Origin of the sequence: Clostridium sp. 1001271st1 H5 (genome assembly GCF_005845215.1) — a bacterium.
GTDB lineage: Bacteria > Bacillota > Clostridia > Lachnospirales > Lachnospiraceae > Enterocloster.
In genome coordinates, this window is the sequence record NZ_SPHO01000002.1 from 1 (window position 1) to 20,326 (window position 20,326).

A 20,326-nucleotide genomic window follows, 5' to 3' on the forward strand; every position below is an offset into this window, starting at 1 on the left:
TAACCGCAAACTGTACATACCCATTTCTTCATAATCAATATTCTCCTTTTCCTTTTTATAATGATGGTCAGGAGCCGTACAACGGATGTCCGGCATCCCGACAAGTTGTCGATATCAATAATAGTAATTGTTACTGATATCAATATAAATCATTTAGGCTGGTTTGTCAATGGTTTTATCAACTTTTTTTTGTAAACAGCTGTTGCACCGTCCGTAGAACAATACGTAGTGGCTGTCAATGATGCCTGGCGCATGTTCCTGGGCTTCCTTATTCAGGTCCTCCATGGCGCCTAATTCCATGTCGTAAACCTGGTTGCACTCGCTGCATACAAAATGGTAATGCTGACGGGTATCTCCATCAAAATGAACAGCACCGTCCCCGCAGGTCAGTTTTCGTATCTCGCCGGTGTCAGCCAGCAGATTCAGGTTACGGTAAACCGTTCCCAGACTGATATTGGGAAATTCTTCGCGGATGCTGGCGTATAGGGCGTCTGCCGTAGGATGGTCGTGGCGATTCATCAGACAGGCTTTGATGGATTCCCTCTGACGGCTATACTTTAGAGCTTTCATCGCATCTCCTTCTCTTATAAAGATAATAATAATAGTTACTGTTTATATTTTAGCAGAAGATGGATACCCTGTCAAGAGCTGAAAATACCCTGCATCCATCTTATGAGGGAGGCAGGGTATCTAATGCATACATATGGTGCAAAACGCAGGTATCAGGCATTATTTTTAGGAGCGTAGTCCAGCCGTTCCTTGGCGATGCGTATGAACTCGTGGGCGGCCCTGGACATGTAGCGGCCCTTGTGATAGCCGATGCCCAGGACGCCGTGGGCCCGGGTGTAGTTCAGGGAGTACAGGTTCAGGCGGCTCTGTTCCAGGACCGCGCTGCGGTAGGAAGGGGAGGCAGGGTCCGGGGACATGAACATTTTGGGATAAAATGTGATTCCCATGCCTTTGCCGCTGAGGGCCAGCACGGTTTCTATGTTTTCCGTTTCCAGCACGATGCGGGGACTCATCTGGGCGTCCTCAAAAATTTCATCGGCTATGGTGCGCACACGGTTTCCTTTTTTTAACAATACAAAGGGGCAGTGCTCCAGCAGGCGGATGTCCGGGGCAGCGCGGAGCTTTTCCTTTATTTCCTCCACCTGGCCCGGATATGCTTTGCCCAGCGTTTCATCCGGCACCACCATGAGAATCTCTTCATTGCAGATGGGGACTGTCTCCACATTCTCTGCTGTAAAGGGCAGCAGGTCAATCATCAGGTCGATGCTGCCATGGAGAAGGTCTGAGGCAAGCTGGCTGGAATTTCCCTCCGCCAGGTGAAGCTCAATGCCCGGAAACTGGGACTGGTAGGTGGGCAGGATTTCCGGCAGGATGACCCGGCCGCGGGTGTGGGACACTCCGATGGAAAGCTGTCCCGTGGAAAAATCCTTTATGTCGGAGATTTCCTTGTAGGTTTCGTCCCTCAGGTCCAGAAGCTCCCTGGCTCTGGTTTTTAAAGCCCTTCCCGCATAGGTAAGGGTCAGCGGAGACGTGCGGTTAAAGAGAATCACGTCAAATTCCTTTTCCAGATTGGATATATGGTTGCTCAGGGACTGCTGGGAGATGTAGAGCTTCCTGGCTGCCCGGGTAAAGTTGAGCTCTTCGGCAGCCACCAGGAAATATTCCAGGTTCAGGAAATTAATCATCACTCATTTCCTCCCGGCGCCTTCCCTTTTGCGGCTGTCCTGGGACGGTACAGGTGTCCGCACCGTTCGTCTTCCTGCTGGGCCAGAATGGCGGCTGCTTTGGGAAGGTAGCTGCACAGCAGGTCAAGAGAGGTGTTGACCACCAGTTCCTGGGGGAAGTCCACCTCCTCCAGAAGGGCGTGGGCATAGGCGTGGCTGCCTGCGTCCGCTTCGCAGTGGGCGTCGCTGTTTATGATGATGCTGGTGCGGTAGCGTCTGCAGAGCTCCAGCATTTTTATATAATTATCCCTGGCTCCCACGCGGAAGCTTAAGGGATTTAAGGAGCTGTTGTTTACCTCCAGAAGCTTATGGTGTTCCCCGGCCGCAGCCACCAGTGTGTCATAGTCAATGGGAAAACGGCTGTCGTCCGGGTGGCCGATAATCTGAATCAGGGGATTCTTAAGCGCTCCCAGATAGGCGTTGGTATTCTGGAGCGCCGTACCGCTGTCGATACAGGGCTGGTGCAGGCTGGCTATGGCGTAGTCAAGGGGCTCCAGGACGCTCTGTTCCAGGTCCACGGCGCCCTCATAATCCATAATATTCAGTTCCACGCCCATCATCAGCCTGACGCCGAAAAGGGTTCTTGGCAGAACCTTGAAATTGATGAAGTGGAAGGAGTGGCAGCTGCCGGGCATGGCAGGGGCATGGTCGGAACATCCAAACAGGGATAATCCTTTGGCTGAAGCAGCCTGCACCATCTCATAAAGGGAATTATAGGCATGGCCGCTGGCCGTTGTATGTGTGTGCAGGTCCAGTAAATCTATCATGGAATGCAGGTCCTTTCTAGGGCGTGTTAAGATATTTTAGCCGCTGAATGCATCATATCATATTTTCAGGACAGTGAAAAGGCGTAAAAAGACGATAAAAAATAAAAAAAGGTATAATTTTCGTCATAAAACTATAGAAATATTAGGTGGGTTGTTGTTATAATGGTAAGGAATATATTTTGGTAAAATGTACAGAAGGCGAGGAGAGTAATTATGAGTGAAGAACTGAACAAAGAGCTGGAGAATGAAGTGACGGAAGAGGTAAAGGAGGCTGCACCCGTGGAGACCATGGAGGATTATGCAGCTGAATTGGAGGCTTCCTACAAGACTCTGAACCAGAGACACATCCAGATTGCTGAGGAGGAGAGCGGCGATGGGGCGAAGTGGGCCCAGTTTGCTCAGATGATGGAGGACAGGACCGTTGTAAAGGTTAAGATTTCCGAGGCGGTAAAGGGCGGCGTGGTCACATCCCTGGAGGAAGTACGGGCATTTATCCCGGCATCCCAGCTGTCCACAGAGTATGTGGAGAAACTGGAAGACTGGCAGGGCAAGTATGTGGAAGCCATTATCATTACAGTTGACCCGGAGAAGAAGAGACTGGTGCTTTCCGGCCGTGAGGTGGAGAAGGAGAAAAAGGATGCGTTAAAAAAGGAGCGCATGGCCCAGTTCAAGGCAGGGGATATCGTGGAGGGCACTGTGGACAGCATCAAGCCTTACGGCGCATTCATCAAGCTGGATGACGGCGTGGACGGACTGCTTCACATTTCCCAAATCAGCACCCAGAGAATCAAGCATCCCAGCGCTGTTCTGACCGAGGGACAGACCGTGAAGGTAAAGATTCTTTCCGCACAGGACGGCAAGCTGAGCCTGAGCATGAAGGTTCTGGCAGAACAGCAGGCAGACAAAGAAGAGCATGAGACATTTGACTACAAGGAGACCGGTTCGGTATCCACAGGGTTAGGCGACCTGTTAAAGGGGCTTAAACTCTAGGCTTAAGGTAAGGAGGGATAGGAATGACCAATATCCCCAAAGCGGACGACCAGGTTGACCAATGGCGTTCAGTGATGTTTCTGTATGATTCGGCACTAAAAAAGGTCGGTACAAAGATTGAAATATTGAACAACGAGTTTGCCAACCGTTATGATTATAACCCCATTGAGCATATCAAATCCAGACTGAAGTCAGCGGAAAGCATTGTGATGAAGCTGAAAAAGGATGGGTATGAGGTCACTATTGAGAATATGATGGAGTGCCTCAGTGATATTGCGGGTATCAGGATTATATGTTCGTTTACGTCGGATATCTATCAGATAGCCGATATGATAGCGGCTCAGGGGGATGTGACCGTCCTTCATGTAAAGGACTATATCAAGAACCCAAAGCCTAACGGATACAAAAGTTATCATATGGTAGTGACTGTGCCGGTCTATCTTACGGATGGACCGGTGGAGACCAAGGTGGAGATTCAAATCCGTTCCGTTGCAATGGATTTCTGGGCCAGCCTGGAACATAAGATTGCATATAAGTTTGAAGGCAATGCCCCGGAGAACCTGCTGAAGGAACTAAAGGCCTGCGCCGACATGGTGGATATGCTGGATGCCAAGATGTTTTCACTGAACGAGGCCATCACGGCATTTGCCAGGGAGCAGAAAGAAAGGTCGGAAGAATCTTAAGTGAACCGATTGATAAAAGAGACAGACCAGGTAATTAAACTGAACCTGCGCCAGCTGGTAATTTTCGAGGTATTGCTCCGGCTGGTTGCAGGTACATTCTATATCAGGCTGGTAAACCAGCTCCTCAGGTTCTCGTTGCGCATGGCAGGATACAGCTATCTGACCATGAGTAATATGGGGGCCTTTCTTCTGCGCCCGGCAACCATTGTCTGCGCCCTGGTGGCAGCGGTGCTGGGAATGGTGTTCATGGTGGTGGAAATAGGGGGCCTTATCACAGCCTACCAGGCTGCGGCCTATTCCATGAGGGTGGATTCCGTATATATATTCAGGGGAGCGCTGGGTAAGGCCTGGGATGCATGTAAGGGCAGGAACTGGAAACTTCTGCCCCTGGCCCTGGCCGATTATGTGATGATGAACAGCTATCTGCTGCTGCGGATTCTCACTAAGATAAAGCCCCTTAATTTTGTCATGTACGAAATCCTGCACGCCCCTGCCGCCCGGCTGGGCCTGGTGGTGCTGGTGACGGCCCTGGTGCTTATCGGGATTCCCACCATGCTGGTGTTTTTTGCCTGCATGATTGAACAGAAGCAGTTTAACGACGGCTTCAGAAGAAGCATGGAGCTTCTAAAGGGACGCAGCCTCAGGGCAGTAATCCTGCTGCTGGTTGTGAATCTGGGGCTGGCAGCGGGCCTGGTACTCATGTATGTGGTCATTGTTGTGGTATCCGCTGTTATAGTCACCCTGTTTGTGGACAGCTATGCGGCCATGGCCGTGCTGGCAGCTGTGTGCGCCAGACTGGAACTGGTGGTGCTGTTCATAGGGGGGATATTGGCTCCCCTGGTGGACTTTGGAGCCCTGACCGTGGTATATTACCAGTACGGCATGAAAAATGCCCATGAGGCGCCCTGGGATTTTTCCATGCCTTATGAACTGCATTTCAAGAGAAAATGGATACTGACCATAACGGGAGCCCTGGCCGGTGCCAGCCTGTTTCTTATATTTGATATGGTTTACAACGGCACGTCCCCGGACTGGGATGTACTGGGACGGACAGAAGTCACGGCCCACCGGGGAAGCTCCCGCATGGCCCCGGAGAACACCATGGCAGCCCTTGAGGCAGCCATGGAAGAGATGGCGGATTACAGTGAGATTGACGTGCAGACCACGGCGGACGGCATTGTAGTGGTATGCCATGACCTGAACCTGAAGCGGGTGGCGGGTGTGGACCGGCGGCTGGGAACCATGACCTATGACCAGGTAAGCCGGCTGGACGTGGGTAGCCATTTCAGCCCCCGGTTTGCAGGAGAGCGTATACCAACCCTGGAAGAGGTGCTGGAAGCCTGCAAGGGCCGCATGAAGCTGAATATTGAGCTTAAGAACATTGGAAATGATTCCAGCCTCCCTGAACAGGTGGCTGCCCTGGTCCGGGAATATGGGATGGAGGACCAGTGCGTCATTACATCGGTTAAACTGGGATATCTGGAGCGGGTGAAGGAAATGGCTCCGGAGCTGAGGACAGGCTACATCCTGGCTGCTGCCTACGGAACCTATTACGACAATGAATACATTGATTTTATCAGCATCCGTTCCAGCTTTGCGGGCAGAAGGCTGGTGGAGGCTGCCCATGAAAAGGGCAAGGCGGTCCATGTGTGGACCGTGAACAGCAAGACTGAGATGGAGCAAATGAAACTATTAGGCGTGGACAATATCATCACGGATTATCCGGTGCGGGCCAGGGAAATACTCTACAGGGAGGAAACCACGGAAACCCTTATGGAATATCTGAAAATGATGCTGAGATAAAAAGGAGATAAAAGCATATGAGAGCAGTGGTACAGCGGGTAACGCAGGCCAGCGTGACCGTGGACGGAGAATTGTTGGGGAGAATCGGAAAGGGCTTTCTCATCCTTCTGGGGGTTGCGGACGGAGACACCAGGCAGATGGCCGAGAAGATGGCTGATAAGATTTGCCGCCTGCGGATATTTGAGGACGAAAATGGAAAAACTAACCTCTCATTGGAAGATGTGGAGGGAGAGCTTCTGGTGGTGAGCCAGTTTACCCTGTATGCGGACTGCCGCAAGGGTAACAGGCCCAGCTTTATCAAGGCGGGCGCTCCCCAGATGGCGGAGTCCCTGTATAAGCACTTTATGGAACGGTGCAGAACCCATGTGGATGTGGTGGAAAAGGGACGGTTTGGAGCAGACATGAAGGTGGAGCTTCTCAATGACGGGCCTTTTACCCTGATGCTTGACAGCCAGGAGCTGTTTGGCCAGTAGGCGCAGGGAGAAGGAAATGCCGGGATTGGGGGGCGGACAGGCCCTGTTGAAAGGAGATGGCAGAACATGGCAAAGATGATGGAGACAGTGCTGTACTATAATCCGGGCAGACCGGAGACAATGAAGCATGTGGCCATGATGAAGAGCGTACTGGTCCGCATGGGCGTGCGCATAAAGAATATAGGACCGGAACAGGTTCTGGAAAAGGTGGGATACCTGGCCGGGATGGAAGGCTTTGAGGCAGCGGAAACTGGGACAGCGGAAATCAAAGCCGGACCGGATGAGCTCCCGGTCATACCGGAGGAGGTCATGGTATTAAAACAGTTTTCAAGCCAGAGACTGGACATGCTGCTGGCCGGACTGCGCAGGGCCGGCGTGCCCAGGATTGCCCTTAAGGCAGTGCTGACAGAGCATAACAGCGAGTGGACCTTTTACCATCTGTACCAGGAATTAAAGGAAGAGCATGCGACCATGACAGCAGGGCGGCAGTCATGACAGACCCTGTCAGGAAACGGCAGCTGGAGGAGCTGGACCAGGTTACCCTGTGTACCAGGATTCTCTACCAGGCCAGAAGCGAGCTGTATGTGAATATGAAGTTTCTGGACGTGTCCCTCAGCAGCCTGGGCTTTGAGGCTGACTGGGGACGGGACGGCCTGGGGACGGACGGGCATCTGATTTACTACGGGCCGGATTATCTGCTGGGGCTGTACAAAAGGGGGAGGACGCTGGTGAACCGGGGTTACCTCCATATGCTGTTCCACTGCCTGTTCTGCCATATGTATACGCGAAGGGACAGGGATAAGGGATACTGGGACCTGTCCTGCGATATTGCCATGGAGTACGTCATTGACGGACTATACCAGAAATGTGTCCATGTGCCAAGGAGTGCCCTGAGGCGGGAAATGTATCTCAGGCTGGAGAAGGCCCTGGCGGAAAAAAGCAGGGCGGGAAAGAAGGGCGGCGGCGGGCGGGCTGTGACGCCGGTACTGACTGCGGAGCGGGTTTACAGGGTTCTTTTGGAGATGGAGCTTCCTGAACGCCGTCTGGATATGCTGCGAGCTGAATTTTTCGTGGACAGCCATGACCTGTGGGAACAGGAGAGCCGTCCGAAAATCGCCCGGTCCAGGCAGAACCAGTGGAATGATAACCGGGATAGGATGCAGACAGAACTGGAAACAGGCTCAAAGGACGCATCGGAGGACAACCGGAGCCTGCTGGAGGAAGTGCGGGTGGAGAACCGGGAGCGGTACGACTACAGCCGGTTCCTTCGGAAGTTTGCGGTTCTGAAGGAAGAGATGCAGGTGGACCCGGACTCCTTTGACTATGCGTTTTACACCTACGGCCTTTCCCTCTACGGCAACATGCCTCTGATTGAGCCGCTGGAGTCCAGGGAGATTTACCGGGTAGAAGATTTTGCCATTGTCATCGACACCTCCATGTCCTGCTCCGGAGAACTGGTGAAGCGGTTTCTGGAAGAGACTTACGATGTGCTGTCGGAGACTGAGAGTTATTTTAAGAAGGTCCATATACACATCATACAGTGCGATGACGCGGTGCAGTCCGATGTGCTGGTAACCAGTCAGGATGAGCTGAAGGCATATATGGATGATTTTGCGATTGCAGGAAGCGGCGGAACGGATTTCAGACCGGCATTTGAGTATGTGAACGGGCTTAAGAAAAGCCGTCAGGCAGCCTCCCTTAAGGGGCTTATTTATTTCACGGACGGCAAGGGAATCTATCCGGTGCAGGCCCCCGCCTATGACGCGGCCTTTGTGTTTATCGAAAACATGTTTTCCGATGAGTCCGTGCCGCCCTGGGCCATGAAGGTGGTGCTGGAGGAGGAACAGCTCATGGAGTACAGGCCGGGAAAACAGAACAGGGATGCATTTTAGTATCCCGCAGAGCAGGAGAACAGGACATGAATATTAAGCGGGCTAAGGAAGAGATAAAGGATACCATAGAAGCATACCTGTTAAAGGATGAGAATGGGGAGTATGTCATACCGTCCATCCGGCAGAGGCCGGTGCTGCTCATCGGTCCGCCCGGAGTGGGAAAGACACAGATTATGGAACAGATATCCAGGGAATGCCGGATTGGGCTGGTATCCTATACCATCACCCATCACACCAGACAGAGTGCGGTGGGCCTTCCCTTTATTGAAAAAAAGACCTATGGCCAAAAAGAGTATGCGGTGACGGAGTACACCATGAGCGAAATTGTGGCTTCCATCTATGACCGGATGGAAGAAACCGGACTGGAGGAAGGGATTCTCTTTATCGATGAAATCAACTGTGTATCCGAGACCCTGGCTCCCACCATGCTGCAATTCCTCCAGTGCAAGACCTTTGGAAACCATAAGATACCGGAGGGATGGATAATCGCTGCTGCGGGCAATCCCCCGGAATATAACAAGTCGGTGAGGGAATTTGATGTGGTCACCCTGGACCGGATTAAGCGGATTGACGTGGAGCCGGATTTGGGGGTGTGGAAGGAGTATGCGTACCGGGAGAACATCCACCCGGCCATTATCTCCTACCTCAGCATCAAGGGGCAGAATTTCTGCCGGATTGAGACAACGGTGGACGGAAAGCTGTTCGCCACGCCAAGGGGCTGGGAAGATTTGTCCCAGCTGATTCTGGTATATGAAAGCCTGGACAAAAGGGCTGACCGGGATGTGGTCAGCCAGTACATCCAGCATCCCCAAATCGCAAAGGATTTCGCAAATTACCTGGAGCTGTATTATAAATACCAGAATGAGTATCAGGTGGATGAGATTTTACAGGGCACCATACGACAGGAGCTGTGTGACCGGGTGGCCAGAGCGCCCTTTGATGAACGCCTCAGTGTTGCGGGCCTGCTTTTATCTAAACTGACGCAAGGGTTTAAGAAGCTGTGGGAGAAGAATGAAACCATGGAACTTCTGATGGAGCAGCTTAAGAGATACCGCCAGGAGATGATGGGCGGGACAGGGAAGTCTGCAGATGGCGCAGCGCCTGACGGAATTCTTGGGTGTCTGGCCCGGGAACTGGAAAGGGAGCGCCTCCGCAGGAAGAAAAGCGGGCTCGCAGGAAGGCGGGAGGACCGCCTGTGCCTGGGCGTGCGTATCACGCTGGAGGAATATGCCCGGCAGATGAGAATGGAATCCGTGGAGAACAGGGAGCAGGCCTGGGAATGGGTGCGCAAAAAATTTATGGAGCAGAGCGACGGCTATGAGACAATGAAGGAGGACTGCGGCAGCTGCCTGGAACACGCCTTTGACTTTATGGAGGCGGCCTTTGGAAATGGCCAGGAAATGGTTATATTTGTCACGGAACTGAATACCAGCGAGGCGTGTGTGCGGTTCCTGGATGAATATGAGTGCGAACGCTATTACCAGTATAATAAGGATTTGCTCTTTGACGAACAGGAACAGGCCATAAGAGAAAGATTGATGTAACTGAACATGCAAATAAGCCCCAAATATACAGAAGCGTGCCTGCAGCTTCACTCCCCGTCCATGCAGTATGGCGGGGAGTGAGCTTCAGACACGCGTTTTGTTTTATCTTATTTGCAGCAGATGATTAAGCATTAATACTGAACTGTTTTTACCTCATTAAACACATCCCTGTCCAGGTCCCCCAGCTTGCTGGATACAAGCATGCCTACCATGACATCGACATCAACATTCATAAGCGTTCTGAACATTCCGGAGAACCAGTCAATGCCAATGAGGATAGCAATACTTTCCAGCGGCAGTCCCAGGGAGGATGCAAGGAAGGTATATACGATGACGGAACCGCCCGGCACAACGATGGTCCCCATGCACATCAGACATGACAGCAGAATTGCCATTCCCATCTGATAGGTGGTCAGCTGGATACCGGTGGACTGCGCCATGAAGAAGATAGCAGCCACATAACACAGCGCTGCGCCGCAGCTGTTCATGGACATGGTAATGGGTCCGGTAAAATCAGCGACTTTACGGCTTACGCCGAACTTTACAACCGCATCCTCCATCTTGGTTGGAAGGCAGATTGCGCCGGAGGTGGTTGTCACGGCCATCATGGACATTTTAGCGAATTTCTTAGGCATCTTAGCCGGATTTACCTTGCAGAGCGCGGCTGTCAGCGGGCCATAAATAAGGAACTGGATTGCGTCGCCTATGAGCAGTACTCCCAGGAACTTAATCATGGGAATGATGACCTTAAAACCAGTGGAGCCAGCCACATTTGCCAGCAGGCAGAAGATTCCGATTGGCGCGACATGCATGACTGCCTTAATGATATTGGTGATAATGGTATTAAAACCAGTTACCCACTCAACCATGTTCCGGTTGCCGCTCTGGCGTGTATAGGTACCCATGCCTGTGCCGAAGAACAATGCGAAAACGATGCATGGAACCATGGCGCTGTCAGCCATGGAGCCAATGATATTTGTGGATACAAAGCCTAACAGTGTGTCCTGAAGAGAGGCTGTTTCCGCTGTTGCATTGGCAATGGCCTCAGCGTTGGCAATCTCAATACCAAGGCCGGGCTTAATGACTGTGGACAGTACAACGCCCAGTCCCGCGGATAATATGGTGAAAAAGATAATCCACTTAAAGGTGTGAAATCCCATCTTTCCCACATCCTGCCCGTCGCCGCTTCCGACTGCGCCTGCAACCGCGGTCATTACCAGAAGTACGACCGACATCTGGATAAGCCGGATGAAAATATCGCCGATAAATTTTAAATTTGAAGCCCATGGCCCAATCAAAGACCCGAAGACAATACCGCCTGCCGTGGCAATCAGTATCTGTGTTGTTAGAGATAATCCTTTTTTCTTCCCCTCCATTGTTTTCCCCTTTTCTTTTACTAACATTTCGTTTCACGTTCCCATGTCTTGTATGCTTGTATTTTAATTCACAATGCCTTCTGAAACAATGACGGCAAATTGGGAAGATTTTTTGGTTTTTTTATCTAAAGTGTATAATGCGGAGGGGGAAATAACTGGAACGGCGTTGTGTTATAGGCCAATAAAATTGGCGGCCATACAAAAACTATCTGACAAAATAACAAATCACTGCCCAGGCGCTCTTTCCCGCCGCCAGGTTCCTGCAATTAACAGGACCGTGTAATATAAGACGGTAAAGAGGGGAAAGATAAACCCAACACATAATTACTGCATGATTGGAGGAACTGTTTTGGCAGATAAAGGGCAGAAAAAAGGCGTTGTTTTAAACGCTCTGGATACCGTGGAGCGGGTGGGGAACAGGCTGCCTGACCCGGCAGTGATATTCCTGATACTGACAGGGCTTGTAATCCTTTTGTCCGCCCTGTGCGGATTCCTGGGATTGTCCGTCACATACGATTTTCTGGACCGCACAAACGGAGAGATTACAGAGAAGACAGTGGAGGCGGTGAGCCTTCTGGCACCGGACAGCATCCGGTATATGGTCACCGCGGTGGTGTCTAACTTTACAGGCTTTTTTGCACTGGGAACTGTTTTTACCATCATGATTGGGGTGGGGGTGGCAGACGGTACCGGGTTTATGTCCGCCCTGCTGCGCAGGGTAGCTGCCTCCACGCCAAAACCCCTTGCTACTGCGGTGGTTGTGTTTCTGGGTATCATGTCCAACATTGCTTCATCCACCGGGTATGTGGTCCTGGTCCCCCTGGGGGCAGTGCTTTTTATGGCCTTTGGCCGCCATCCCGCGGCCGGGCTGGCGGCGGCATTTGCAGGCGTGTCAGGCGGATGGAGCGCCAATCTTCTGATTGGCACCAATGACCCCATGTTTGCAGGAATGTCCACCCAGGCAGCCCGCATGATTGACCCCGTGTATACAGTACTTCCTGTCTGCAACTGGTATTTCATGGTGGCATCCACAGTCCTAATCACGGTTCTGGGTACCCTTGTGACGGACAGGCTGGTGGAGCCACGGCTGGGTCCATGGGTGCCTGAAGAGACAGGAAACGTGGAAGATATCGGGGAAAATGAGAAGAGAGGCATGGCCTGGGCCGGCATCACGGCCCTGGTGTATGGGGTTTTCATAGCTGTCCTGGCGGTGCCGTCCGGCGGACTGCTTAGGGACCCCGTAAACCATTCCTTCCTCAACTCCCCCTTTATGGACAGCATTATTTTTTTCATGATGCTCCTGTTCCTGCTTCCCGGTCTGGCATACGGCATTGGAGCCGGCACCGTGAAGAACAGCAGGGATGCGGTGGCCCTTATGAATCATTCCATAAGCGGCCTGGCCGGTTTCATGGTGCTGATTTTCTTTGCGTCGCAGTTTACAGCCTGCTTTAATTATTCCAACCTGGGTACCATTATTTCCGTCAAAGGGGCTGGCTTCCTCCAGTCAGTGGGATTTACAGGACTTCCCCTGGTAATCTGCTTCATTGTGCTGACAGCAGGCATCAATATCTTTATAGCAGTGGATTCAGCTAAATGGGCCATTATGGCGCCTGTCTTTGTCCCCATGTTCATGCGCCTGGGTCTTTCGCCGGAGCTGACCCAGGCCGCATACCGGATAGGGGATTCCAGCACCAATATCATTGCGCCCCTGATGCCCTTTTTCGTGCTGACAGTTGCATTTTTCCAAAAATACGATAAGGAGGCAGGCATCGGAAGCGTCATTTCCACCATGCTGCCCTATTCAGGGGCCTTTCTCCTGGGATGGATTGCGATGTTTTCTGTCTGGTATATGTCCGGACTGCCTCTGGGGCCGGGCTCACCCTTGTTTTACGGGCTGTAGTTTTACGGAAATTGCCGGATTTGTGGAAAGCGGACGGGGAGGCCATTTGATTGCCCCATATTTTTGGGTAAATTACAGATTGACGGGAAATGGCGGTTGGAGTAGGCTTTTTTAAGAAAGCATCCCGCGGATTATTCAGGAAAAAAAGCGGGACACAAAGGATGGTATGCTGCTGATGGAACAAAATGAAGCCGGAGCCCGGATGTTCTCCAACCAAGATTTAAAACGGCTGATACTGCCCCTTATTGTGGAGCAGATACTGGCTGTATCCGTAGGAATGGTGGATACCATGATGGTATCCAGCGCAGGGGAGGCCGCTACCTCCGGAGTATCCCTGGTGGACATGGTCAACACCCTGTTTATCAATATATTTGCAGCTGTGGCAACCGGCGGCGCCGTGGTATCCTCCCAGTATCTGGGGCAGAGGCGGAGGGACAGGGCCTGTCAGTCAGCAAATCAGCTGATTTTAATAACCGGAACCTTATCTCTTATCATCATGGGACTCTGCATTTTGCTGCGCAGGGGCGTGCTGGTGCTGCTCTACGGCGGGGTGGCGGAGGATGTGATGGCCAATGCGCTGGTTTATCTGACCATATCCGCATTGTCTTACCCCTTCCTGGCTGTTTATAATTCCTGTGCAGCCCTGTTCCGGTCCATGGGGAATTCCAAGATATCCATGCAGGCGTCCATTATTATGAACATTATCAATGTTATTGGGGATTCCCTGTTCATTTTTGTGTTCCATTGGGGCGTGGCAGGCGCTGCTGCTGCTTCCCTGATTTCCCGTATGACTGCCTGCTTCATCCTTCTGGTGCGGCTGGGCAGCCAGAATCTGGATATCTTTATCGGAGGAAAATGGAAATTTAATTTCAGGATGGTAAAGCAGATACTGGGCATAGGCATACCCAATGGGATTGAGAACAGCATCTTCCAGCTGGGCAGGGTTCTGGTGGTGGGAATCATTGCCATGTTCGGCACCACCCAGATAGCTGCCAACGCCATTGCCAATAACCTGGACGGAATGGGCGTGCTGCCGGGCCAGGCCATGAATCTGGCCATGATTACGGTGGTGGGACGCTGTGTGGGAGCAGGCGATTTTGACCAGGCCGGATACTATGCAAAGAAAATGATGAAAATTACATATATCGTCAACGGGCTTTGCTGTATAGCCGTTATATTGACTATGCCGCTTTCTCTCAGCCTATATGGACTGTCCAGAGAAGCATTGGAGCTGGGAGCCGTGCTGGTGCTGATTCATGACGGCTGCGCCGTATTTTTATGGCCCTCCTCCTTCTGCCTGGCCAATGTGCTGAGGGCGGCCAGCGATGTGAAGTTTCCCATGTGCGTGTCCATCCTGTCCATGGTTATATTCCGTATCGGGTTCAGCTATGTGCTGGCAGTGGGGCTCGGCATGGGGGCTGTGGGCGTGTGGTGGGCCATGATTGCGGACTGGACGGTCCGTTCCGCCCTGTTTGGGCGGAGGTTTGCCAGCGGTAAATGGAAGACCTTTTACCATGCAGTGTAACTAAAAGAATGCAGGGATGCGTTGTCCGGCGGGCAGCGCCCGGCTGGTTCATGATAACCGGCGGGTGCTGCCTGTTTCTGTATATAAATGGAAAACCGGATAAAATAACTATACGGGAATTGCGGTTTATGTTACTATTAAACATATTAGAAGGGATGGGAGATGACCGATATGAAAATAACTTATATCCATCACAGCAGTTTTATGGCGGAGCTTGACCATGCCGTACTTCTGTTTGACTATTTTGAGGGCAGTATTCCGGAGACGGACAGGGAAAAGCCGCTGTTTGTGTTTGCCAGCCACCGGCATGGGGACCATTTTTCCCGTTCCATATTTGATTTGGAGGAAAGCCGCGGGAACGTGACCTATGTGCTGTCTGACGATATCTGGACCAGGCAGGTGCCGGAGGACCTCCTGGGCAGGACCGTATTCCTGGGACCGGGGGAGGAAGTGAGCCTGAAGGACAAAGCCGGACATCCGGTGGACATCCAGGCGTTTAAGTCCACGGATGAAGGGGTTGCGTTTCTGGTCAGCCTGGAGGGCAGGACCCTTTACCACGCAGGGGATTTAAACAACTGGGTATGGGAGGGGGAACCGGAGGCCGACAATATCAGGATGAGCCAGCGGTTCCACCGGGAAATGGACCGGCTGGCCGGCCGCCATATTGATGTGGCCTTTATGCTTATTGACCCCAGGCAGGAAAAGGATTTCTTTCTGGGGATGGATGACTTCATGAGAATGGTGGGGGCGGACGTGGTGTTTCCCATGCATTTCTGGGAGGATTATCAGGCGGCGGCCAGGTTCAGGGCCCTGCCCTGCGCCGGGGCTTACAAGGACAGGATACGTGAGATACACAGGCGGGGAGAGGAATTCCTGGTGTAGCAGGCAGTACCCGTAAATGATTGGAATAAAGAGAGGGAAAGATTATGATTTTGATTCGCGCAGGACGGGTTATGGGACCCGCAGAAGGGCTGGATATAAAGGCGGATGTGGTTTTGGACGGAGACAGGATAGCAGGGATATTTCCGGCTGACCAGGGCGGGGCAGCCAAAGCAGCGGGTTTTGGCCCCGGGGAACGGGATTACGAGCAGGTGATTGAGGCGGAGGGCCTGGTGGTGGCGCCTGGCCTGGTGGATGTCCATGTGCATTTCCGGGATCCCGGTCCCACGTACAAGGAGGACATCCATACCGGGGCAAGGGCGGCTGCAAAGGGCGGTTTTACCACGGTGGTGTGCATGGCCAACACCAATCCCATTGTGGACAACAGGGAGACGCTGCGCTATGTGCTGGAAGAGGGGAAGAAGACAGGCATCCATGTGTTAAGCTGCGCCGCTGTGTCAAAGGGATTTGCAGGCAGGGAGCTGACCGATATGGAAGGGCTTCTGGCAGCCGGGGCAGCGGGATTTACGGACGACGGAATTCCCCTGATGGAGGGAACCTTTGTCAGAGCCGCTATGGAGGAGGCGGCCAGATTGGATACGGTTCTCAGTTTCCATGAGGAGGACAAGCATTTCATCAGGGAAAACGGAATCAACCACGGACGGATTTCCGAAGAGCTGGGTATCTACGGCTCACCGGCCCTGGCAGAGGACTCCCTGGTGGCCAGGGACTGTATGATTGCCCTGGATACAGGCGCCACCGTGGACATCCAGCACATCAGCTCAGGACATTCCGTGGAGATGGTACGCCTGGCCAAGAAGCTGGGGGCAAAGGTGTGGGCCGAGGTGACGCCCCACCATTTCTCCCTGACAGAGGAAGCCGTGTTAAAGTACGGAACCCTGGCTAAGATGAACCCGCCTTTAAGAACAGAGGCAGACAGGCAGATGCTGATTGAGGGGCTTAAGGACGGGACCATAGACATGATTGCAACGGACCATGCGCCCCACAGCAGGGAGGAGAAGGAACGGCCTCTGACACAGGCGCCCAGCGGCATACTGGGACTGGAGACTGCCCTGGCACTGGGCATTACCAATCTGGTGAAGGCGGGCCATCTCACGCTGATGGAACTCATGGAAAAGATGAGCCTGAATCCGGCCAGGCTGTATAAGCTGGACTGCGGGCGTATGGAGGCAGGTGCACCGGCGGATTTGGTGCTCTTTGATGAGGACAGGCAGTGGACCGTGGAAGGGTTTGAGTCCAAGTCGTCCAACAGTCCCTTCCTGGGCAGGACATTGACAGGCAGGGTAATATATACGGTTTGCGGAGGAAATGTGGTTTATGGAGAGCAGGGAACGGAAGTTTGATGTGATTCTTCTGGACGTGGACGGCACGCTGCTGGATTTCGGCATGTCGGAGAAGCAGGGCATGAAGGTGGTGCTTGAGCAGTATGGGTTTGAGCCTTCGGAGGAACGGCTTCAATTATACCATGAAATCAATGAAGGATTCTGGTCTGCCTTTGAACGGGGGGAAGTGACCAAGGAGGATTTGGTATGGCAGCGTTTTGAGGCGTTTTTCGGCCGTCTGGGCAGGAGGGTGGACGGCCGTGAGGCGGAGAAGCTGTACCGGAGCCAGCTGGACGGGTCGGCCTTCTTGATTGACGGGGCCCTGGACCTGTGCGCTTACCTGAGAGACAGATATGATTTATATGTGGTCACCAATGGCACGTCATCCACCCAGTATAAACGGCTGTCCGCCTCGGGGCTGGACGGTTTCATGAAGGATATTTTTGTGTCTGAGGATGCGGGAAGCCAGAAACCCCGGAAGGAATATTTTGATTACTGTTTTTCCAGGATACCCAATGCAAATCCCCGGCGTATGCTGCTCATAGGTGATTCCCCTGCATCGGATATCAGGGGAGGAATGGCAGCTGGTACCTATACGTGCTGGTATAACCCCGGCGGGCAGATGCTGCCTGAGGGCATAAAGGCGGATTATGAGGTGAGGAGCCTGGAGGAGCTTAAGAAGTTTCTGTAAGCCCCGGTCCTGCCCTGATTTTCAGGGAGGGGGACGGCGGGGTGAAGATTTGTCAGTTTTGCCATATAAAATGTCCTTTACACAGGCGCTTTAGTGTGCTAATATGATAGCGTGTCAAAAGACCGTAAGGAGCCGCTGGACAGAAACAGCGGAATAAGAGGAGGACGTTTATTATGAAAAAGAGACTATTTAGCCTGGCCCTTGCATCGGTGATGGTATTATCCCTGGCAGGATGCGGCGGCTCAAAGGGAGCAGCCACAGAGACAAAGGCAGAGACAACTGAGGCAGCGGCAGACACCGCCAAGGCTGAGGGCGCATCTGAAGAGACAGAGAGCGAGGCCGCGTCAGAGGCAGCGGCAGAGAGTGCCGGAGGAACATTGATAGTAGGATTTGACCAGGATTTCCCGCCTATGGGATTCATGGGAGATGACGGTGAATATACAGGATTTGACCTGGAGCTGGCCCAGGAAGTGGCAAAGCGTCTGGGACTGGAGTACAAGGCGCAGCCCATTGCATGGGATTCCAAGGATATGGAGCTGGAGGCAGGCAACATCGACTGTATCTGGAACGGATTTACCATGACAGGGCGTGAGGACGCCTATACATGGTCTGAGCCGTACATGGCCAATACCCAGGTATTTGTTGTGGCTAAGGATTCCGGGATTGCCGGCCAGGCAGACCTGGCAGGCAAGATTGTGGAGTGCCAGGTAGACTCCTCCGCAGAGGCAGCGTTAAAGGAAGCGCCTGACCTGACAGCTACCTTCAAGCAGCTGCTTACCACGGCTGACTATAACTCAGCTTTCATGGATTTGGAACAGGGTGCAGTGGATGCCATTGCCATGGACGTAATTGTGGCCGGATATCAGATCCAGCAGAGAAATGCAGACTTCATTATTCTGGAGGACAGCCTGTCCGCAGAGGAGTACGGCGTTGGATTTAAGAAGGGCAATACGGAGCTCCGGGACAAGGTGCAGGCTGCCCTGGAGGAGATGGCTGCCGACGGCACGCTTAAGTCCGTATCTGAGAAATGGTTTGGCGAGGACGTTACCACGATTGGTAAGTAACAGACGCGTTGTTTGAATTGTTAGCATAAAAGCCGCTGTCCGGACCGGCTGGTCTGCAGCGGCTTTATACGGCATAAATGTTAAAGGCAGGTACGAAGTTATGGGTAAGATGACAATTGAACAGATGTTGATTCAGTTGGCAGGAGGTATGGGAACCAGTATCCAGATATTCCTGGTGACGCTTATATTTTCCCTTCCGCTGGGCCTTTTGGTGGCCTTTGGACGTATGTCCGGGAACCGGGTGCTTCAGGCCATTGTCAAGGTGTACATATCCATCATGAGAGGCACACCCCTGATGCTGCAGCTCATGGTGGTGTATTTCGGACCCTATTACCTGTTCCGCATCAAGGTGGGCAGCGGCTACCGCCTGTGGGCCACCTTCATCGGATTCGTAATCAACTATGCTGCCTATTTCGCTGAAATCTACAGAAGCGGCATCCAGTCCATGCCTGTGGGCCAGTATGAGGCGGCCCGGATTCTGGGCTACAGCCGGTTCCAGACCTTTTTCAAAATCATACTTCCCCAGGTCATCAAACGGATTCTTCCGTCCGTGACCAACGAGGTTATCACCCTGGTCAAGGATACCTCCCTGGCCTTTACGCTCAGCGTGGCGGAGATGTTCTCCATAGCCAAGGCCCTGGCAGCGTCCCAGACCAACATGATTCCCTTTGTGGCGGCAGGGCTGTTCTATTACATTTTTAACCTGGTCGTTGCGGTCGGCATGGAGTGGGCTGAGAAGAAGATGGATTATTACCGTTAGAGTGTGTCTGAAAACAGGAGGATTGTGGATTATGAAGCTGCTGGAATTAAATCATGTGGAAAAGTCCTTCGACGGGCTGGGAGTCATAAAGGATATATCCCTCCGTGTGGAGGAGGGGGAAATCGTGTCTGTCATCGGACCCTCCGGTTCAGGCAAATCCACCCTGCTGCGGTGCGCCACCATGCTGGAAACCATGGACAGCGGGGAAGTTGTGTACCTGGGCAAGCGGGCCGCCTGGACAGAAGGCGGGAAGGCTGTGTATGCCTCAAAGAAGGATTTGAAGGAAATCCAGAGCCAGTACGGCCTGGTATTCCAGAATTTTAACTTGTTTCCCCATTACTCTGTCATGAAGAACATCACGGACGCCCCCATCCATGTGCAGAAAAGGGACAGGGATGAGGTGTATGAGGAAGCCAGGGCCCTGCTTAAGAAAATGGGCCTGGAGGACAAGGAGAACGCATACCCCTGCCAGCTGTCCGGCGGCCAGTGCCAGCGCGTGGCCATTGCCAGGGCATTGGCCCTGAATCCCAAGATACTGTTCTTTGACGAACCTACCTCAGCCCTGGACCCGGAACTGACCGGGGAGGTGCTTAAGGTTATCAAATCCCTGGCGGACCTGGATATCGCCATGGTGATTGTCACCCATGAGATGGCCTTTGCAAGGGATATATCAGACCGGGTGGTGTTTATGGCAGACGGCGTCATTGTGGAGGAGGGTACGCCGGAGCAGGTATTTGCGTCGGATAACGAGAGGACCCAGAGCTTTCTGGGGCGGTATGGAGCTTTGCTGAATTAATGCAGCAAAGCACCGGGGAGACAGGTATGCGGATGACGGTCATATAAAAGGCTGCAGGATGAACGGGATGCCCATAAACATGAGGCGGACATTCCTTTCATCCTGCG

At 52.7% G+C, this 20,326-nt stretch carries 19 protein-coding genes; 15 read left to right on the plus strand and 4 right to left on the minus strand.

Annotated elements, in window-relative coordinates:
• Window positions 1-153 precede the first annotated feature (153 nt).
• The 3 genes from FGS84_RS03250 to FGS84_RS03260 all read right to left on the minus strand — a co-directional run bounded on the left by FGS84_RS03250 (window position 154) and on the right by FGS84_RS03260 (window position 2,500).
• Complete coding sequence (locus FGS84_RS03250) at window positions 154-570, minus strand: transcriptional repressor (protein WP_138306250.1); 417 nt, start codon at window positions 568-570, stop codon at window positions 154-156.
• Between the two features lie 152 nt (window positions 571-722).
• Window positions 723-1,694, minus strand: coding sequence for a LysR family transcriptional regulator (locus tag FGS84_RS03255; RefSeq protein WP_138306582.1), 972 nt, complete (start codon window positions 1,692-1,694; stop codon window positions 723-725).
• Window positions 1,694-2,500, minus strand: coding sequence for a phosphatase (locus FGS84_RS03260; protein ID WP_138306251.1), 807 nt, complete (start codon window positions 2,498-2,500; stop codon window positions 1,694-1,696). Before FGS84_RS03260 ends, FGS84_RS03255 begins: the two co-directional genes overlap by 1 nt.
• A gap of 213 nt (window positions 2,501-2,713) precedes the next feature.
• On the opposite strand from FGS84_RS03260, the gene FGS84_RS03265 reads away from it, so the two are divergent.
• The 7 genes from FGS84_RS03265 (at window position 2,714) to FGS84_RS03295 (ending at window position 9,885) form a co-directional block, all read left to right on the plus strand.
• Window positions 2,714-3,490 (plus strand): S1 RNA-binding domain-containing protein, encoded by a 777-nt coding sequence (locus FGS84_RS03265; RefSeq protein WP_138306252.1) that lies wholly within the window; start codon window positions 2,714-2,716, stop codon window positions 3,488-3,490.
• Window positions 3,491-3,513: 23 nt separating this feature from the next.
• Window positions 3,514-4,173: a GTP pyrophosphokinase family protein gene (locus FGS84_RS03270; RefSeq protein ID WP_138306253.1), complete on the plus strand. Its 660-nt coding sequence runs from the start codon at window positions 3,514-3,516 to the stop codon at window positions 4,171-4,173.
• Entirely contained in the window at window positions 4,174-5,976 is a 1,803-nt protein-coding gene (locus FGS84_RS03275; protein WP_138306254.1) for a glycerophosphodiester phosphodiesterase, read from the plus strand.
• 17 nt (window positions 5,977-5,993) lie between these two features.
• Window positions 5,994-6,449: a D-aminoacyl-tRNA deacylase gene (dtd, locus tag FGS84_RS03280; RefSeq protein ID WP_138306255.1), complete on the plus strand. Its 456-nt coding sequence runs from the start codon at window positions 5,994-5,996 to the stop codon at window positions 6,447-6,449.
• A gap of 66 nt (window positions 6,450-6,515) precedes the next feature.
• Window positions 6,516-6,944, plus strand: coding sequence for a DUF3783 domain-containing protein (locus tag FGS84_RS03285; RefSeq protein ID WP_138306256.1), 429 nt, complete (start codon window positions 6,516-6,518; stop codon window positions 6,942-6,944).
• A complete protein-coding gene (locus tag FGS84_RS03290) occupies window positions 6,941-8,341 on the plus strand; it encodes a VWA-like domain-containing protein (protein WP_138306257.1) in 1,401 nt (466 codons plus the stop codon). Before FGS84_RS03285 ends, FGS84_RS03290 begins: the two co-directional genes overlap by 4 nt.
• A gap of 26 nt (window positions 8,342-8,367) precedes the next feature.
• Entirely contained in the window at window positions 8,368-9,885 is a 1,518-nt protein-coding gene (locus FGS84_RS03295) for an AAA family ATPase (protein ID WP_138306258.1), read from the plus strand.
• A gap of 131 nt (window positions 9,886-10,016) precedes the next feature.
• On the opposite strand, the gene FGS84_RS03300 is transcribed toward FGS84_RS03295, so the two are convergent.
• The gene (locus tag FGS84_RS03300) at window positions 10,017-11,261 is read right to left on the minus strand and encodes a dicarboxylate/amino acid:cation symporter (RefSeq protein ID WP_138306259.1); all 1,245 of its coding nucleotides are present in this window, start codon (window positions 11,259-11,261) and stop codon (window positions 10,017-10,019) included.
• A gap of 349 nt (window positions 11,262-11,610) precedes the next feature.
• On the opposite strand from FGS84_RS03300, the gene FGS84_RS03305 reads away from it, so the two are divergent.
• The 8 genes from FGS84_RS03305 to FGS84_RS03340 all read left to right on the plus strand — a co-directional run bounded on the left by FGS84_RS03305 (window position 11,611) and on the right by FGS84_RS03340 (window position 20,219).
• Window positions 11,611-13,161, plus strand: a complete 1,551-nt coding sequence (locus FGS84_RS03305) for an AbgT family transporter (RefSeq protein WP_347563777.1) — start codon at window positions 11,611-11,613, stop codon at window positions 13,159-13,161.
• 175 nt (window positions 13,162-13,336) lie between these two features.
• Window positions 13,337-14,686: an MATE family efflux transporter gene (locus tag FGS84_RS03310; RefSeq protein WP_347563778.1), complete on the plus strand. Its 1,350-nt coding sequence runs from the start codon at window positions 13,337-13,339 to the stop codon at window positions 14,684-14,686.
• A gap of 171 nt (window positions 14,687-14,857) precedes the next feature.
• Window positions 14,858-15,568, plus strand: a complete 711-nt coding sequence (locus FGS84_RS03315; RefSeq protein ID WP_138306261.1) for an MBL fold metallo-hydrolase — start codon at window positions 14,858-14,860, stop codon at window positions 15,566-15,568.
• A 44-nt stretch (window positions 15,569-15,612) separates the two neighbouring features.
• A complete protein-coding gene (locus FGS84_RS03320; protein ID WP_138306262.1) occupies window positions 15,613-16,929 on the plus strand; it encodes a dihydroorotase in 1,317 nt (438 codons plus the stop codon).
• Entirely contained in the window at window positions 16,904-17,599 is a 696-nt protein-coding gene (locus tag FGS84_RS03325) for a YjjG family noncanonical pyrimidine nucleotidase (RefSeq protein ID WP_138306263.1), read from the plus strand. Before FGS84_RS03320 ends, FGS84_RS03325 begins: the two co-directional genes overlap by 26 nt.
• A gap of 173 nt (window positions 17,600-17,772) precedes the next feature.
• Window positions 17,773-18,663 carry an amino acid ABC transporter substrate-binding protein gene (locus FGS84_RS03330; RefSeq protein ID WP_138306264.1) on the plus strand — a complete coding sequence of 297 codons (891 nt, stop codon included), beginning with the start codon at window positions 17,773-17,775 and terminating at the stop codon, window positions 18,661-18,663.
• 109 nt (window positions 18,664-18,772) lie between these two features.
• On the plus strand, window positions 18,773-19,423 hold the full coding sequence (locus FGS84_RS03335; protein ID WP_347563788.1) for an amino acid ABC transporter permease: 651 nt from the start codon (window positions 18,773-18,775) through the stop codon (window positions 19,421-19,423).
• Between the two features lie 31 nt (window positions 19,424-19,454).
• The gene (locus tag FGS84_RS03340; RefSeq protein WP_138306266.1) at window positions 19,455-20,219 is read left to right on the plus strand and encodes an amino acid ABC transporter ATP-binding protein; all 765 of its coding nucleotides are present in this window, start codon (window positions 19,455-19,457) and stop codon (window positions 20,217-20,219) included.
• The last annotated feature ends 107 nt before the right edge of the window (window positions 20,220-20,326 follow it).

Excerpts from the sequence above, each read along its gene's own strand:
- FGS84_RS03250 (WP_138306250.1), bottom strand. The coding sequence starts at position 570 with ATGAAAGCTCTAAAGTATAGCCGTCAGAGGGAATCCATCAAAGCCTGT.
- FGS84_RS03255 (WP_138306582.1), bottom strand. The coding sequence starts at position 1,694 with ATGATTAATTTCCTGAACCTGGAATATTTCCTGGTGGCTGCCGAAGAG.
- FGS84_RS03260 (WP_138306251.1), bottom strand. The coding sequence starts at position 2,500 with ATGATAGATTTACTGGACCTGCACACACATACAACGGCCAGCGGCCAT.
- FGS84_RS03265 (WP_138306252.1), top strand. The coding sequence starts at position 2,714 with ATGAGTGAAGAACTGAACAAAGAGCTGGAGAATGAAGTGACGGAAGAG.
- FGS84_RS03270 (WP_138306253.1), top strand. The coding sequence starts at position 3,514 with ATGACCAATATCCCCAAAGCGGACGACCAGGTTGACCAATGGCGTTCA.
- dtd (WP_138306255.1), top strand. The coding sequence starts at position 5,994 with ATGAGAGCAGTGGTACAGCGGGTAACGCAGGCCAGCGTGACCGTGGAC.
- FGS84_RS03285 (WP_138306256.1), top strand. The coding sequence starts at position 6,516 with ATGGCAAAGATGATGGAGACAGTGCTGTACTATAATCCGGGCAGACCG.
- FGS84_RS03290 (WP_138306257.1), top strand. The coding sequence starts at position 6,941 with ATGACAGACCCTGTCAGGAAACGGCAGCTGGAGGAGCTGGACCAGGTT.
- FGS84_RS03295 (WP_138306258.1), top strand. The coding sequence starts at position 8,368 with ATGAATATTAAGCGGGCTAAGGAAGAGATAAAGGATACCATAGAAGCA.
- FGS84_RS03300 (WP_138306259.1), bottom strand. The coding sequence starts at position 11,261 with ATGGAGGGGAAGAAAAAAGGATTATCTCTAACAACACAGATACTGATT.
- FGS84_RS03310 (WP_347563778.1), top strand. The coding sequence starts at position 13,337 with ATGGAACAAAATGAAGCCGGAGCCCGGATGTTCTCCAACCAAGATTTA.
- FGS84_RS03315 (WP_138306261.1), top strand. The coding sequence starts at position 14,858 with ATGAAAATAACTTATATCCATCACAGCAGTTTTATGGCGGAGCTTGAC.
- FGS84_RS03320 (WP_138306262.1), top strand. The coding sequence starts at position 15,613 with ATGATTTTGATTCGCGCAGGACGGGTTATGGGACCCGCAGAAGGGCTG.
- FGS84_RS03325 (WP_138306263.1), top strand. The coding sequence starts at position 16,904 with ATGGAGAGCAGGGAACGGAAGTTTGATGTGATTCTTCTGGACGTGGAC.
- FGS84_RS03330 (WP_138306264.1), top strand. The coding sequence starts at position 17,773 with ATGAAAAAGAGACTATTTAGCCTGGCCCTTGCATCGGTGATGGTATTA.
- FGS84_RS03335 (WP_347563788.1), top strand. The coding sequence starts at position 18,773 with ATGACAATTGAACAGATGTTGATTCAGTTGGCAGGAGGTATGGGAACC.
- FGS84_RS03340 (WP_138306266.1), top strand. The coding sequence starts at position 19,455 with ATGAAGCTGCTGGAATTAAATCATGTGGAAAAGTCCTTCGACGGGCTG.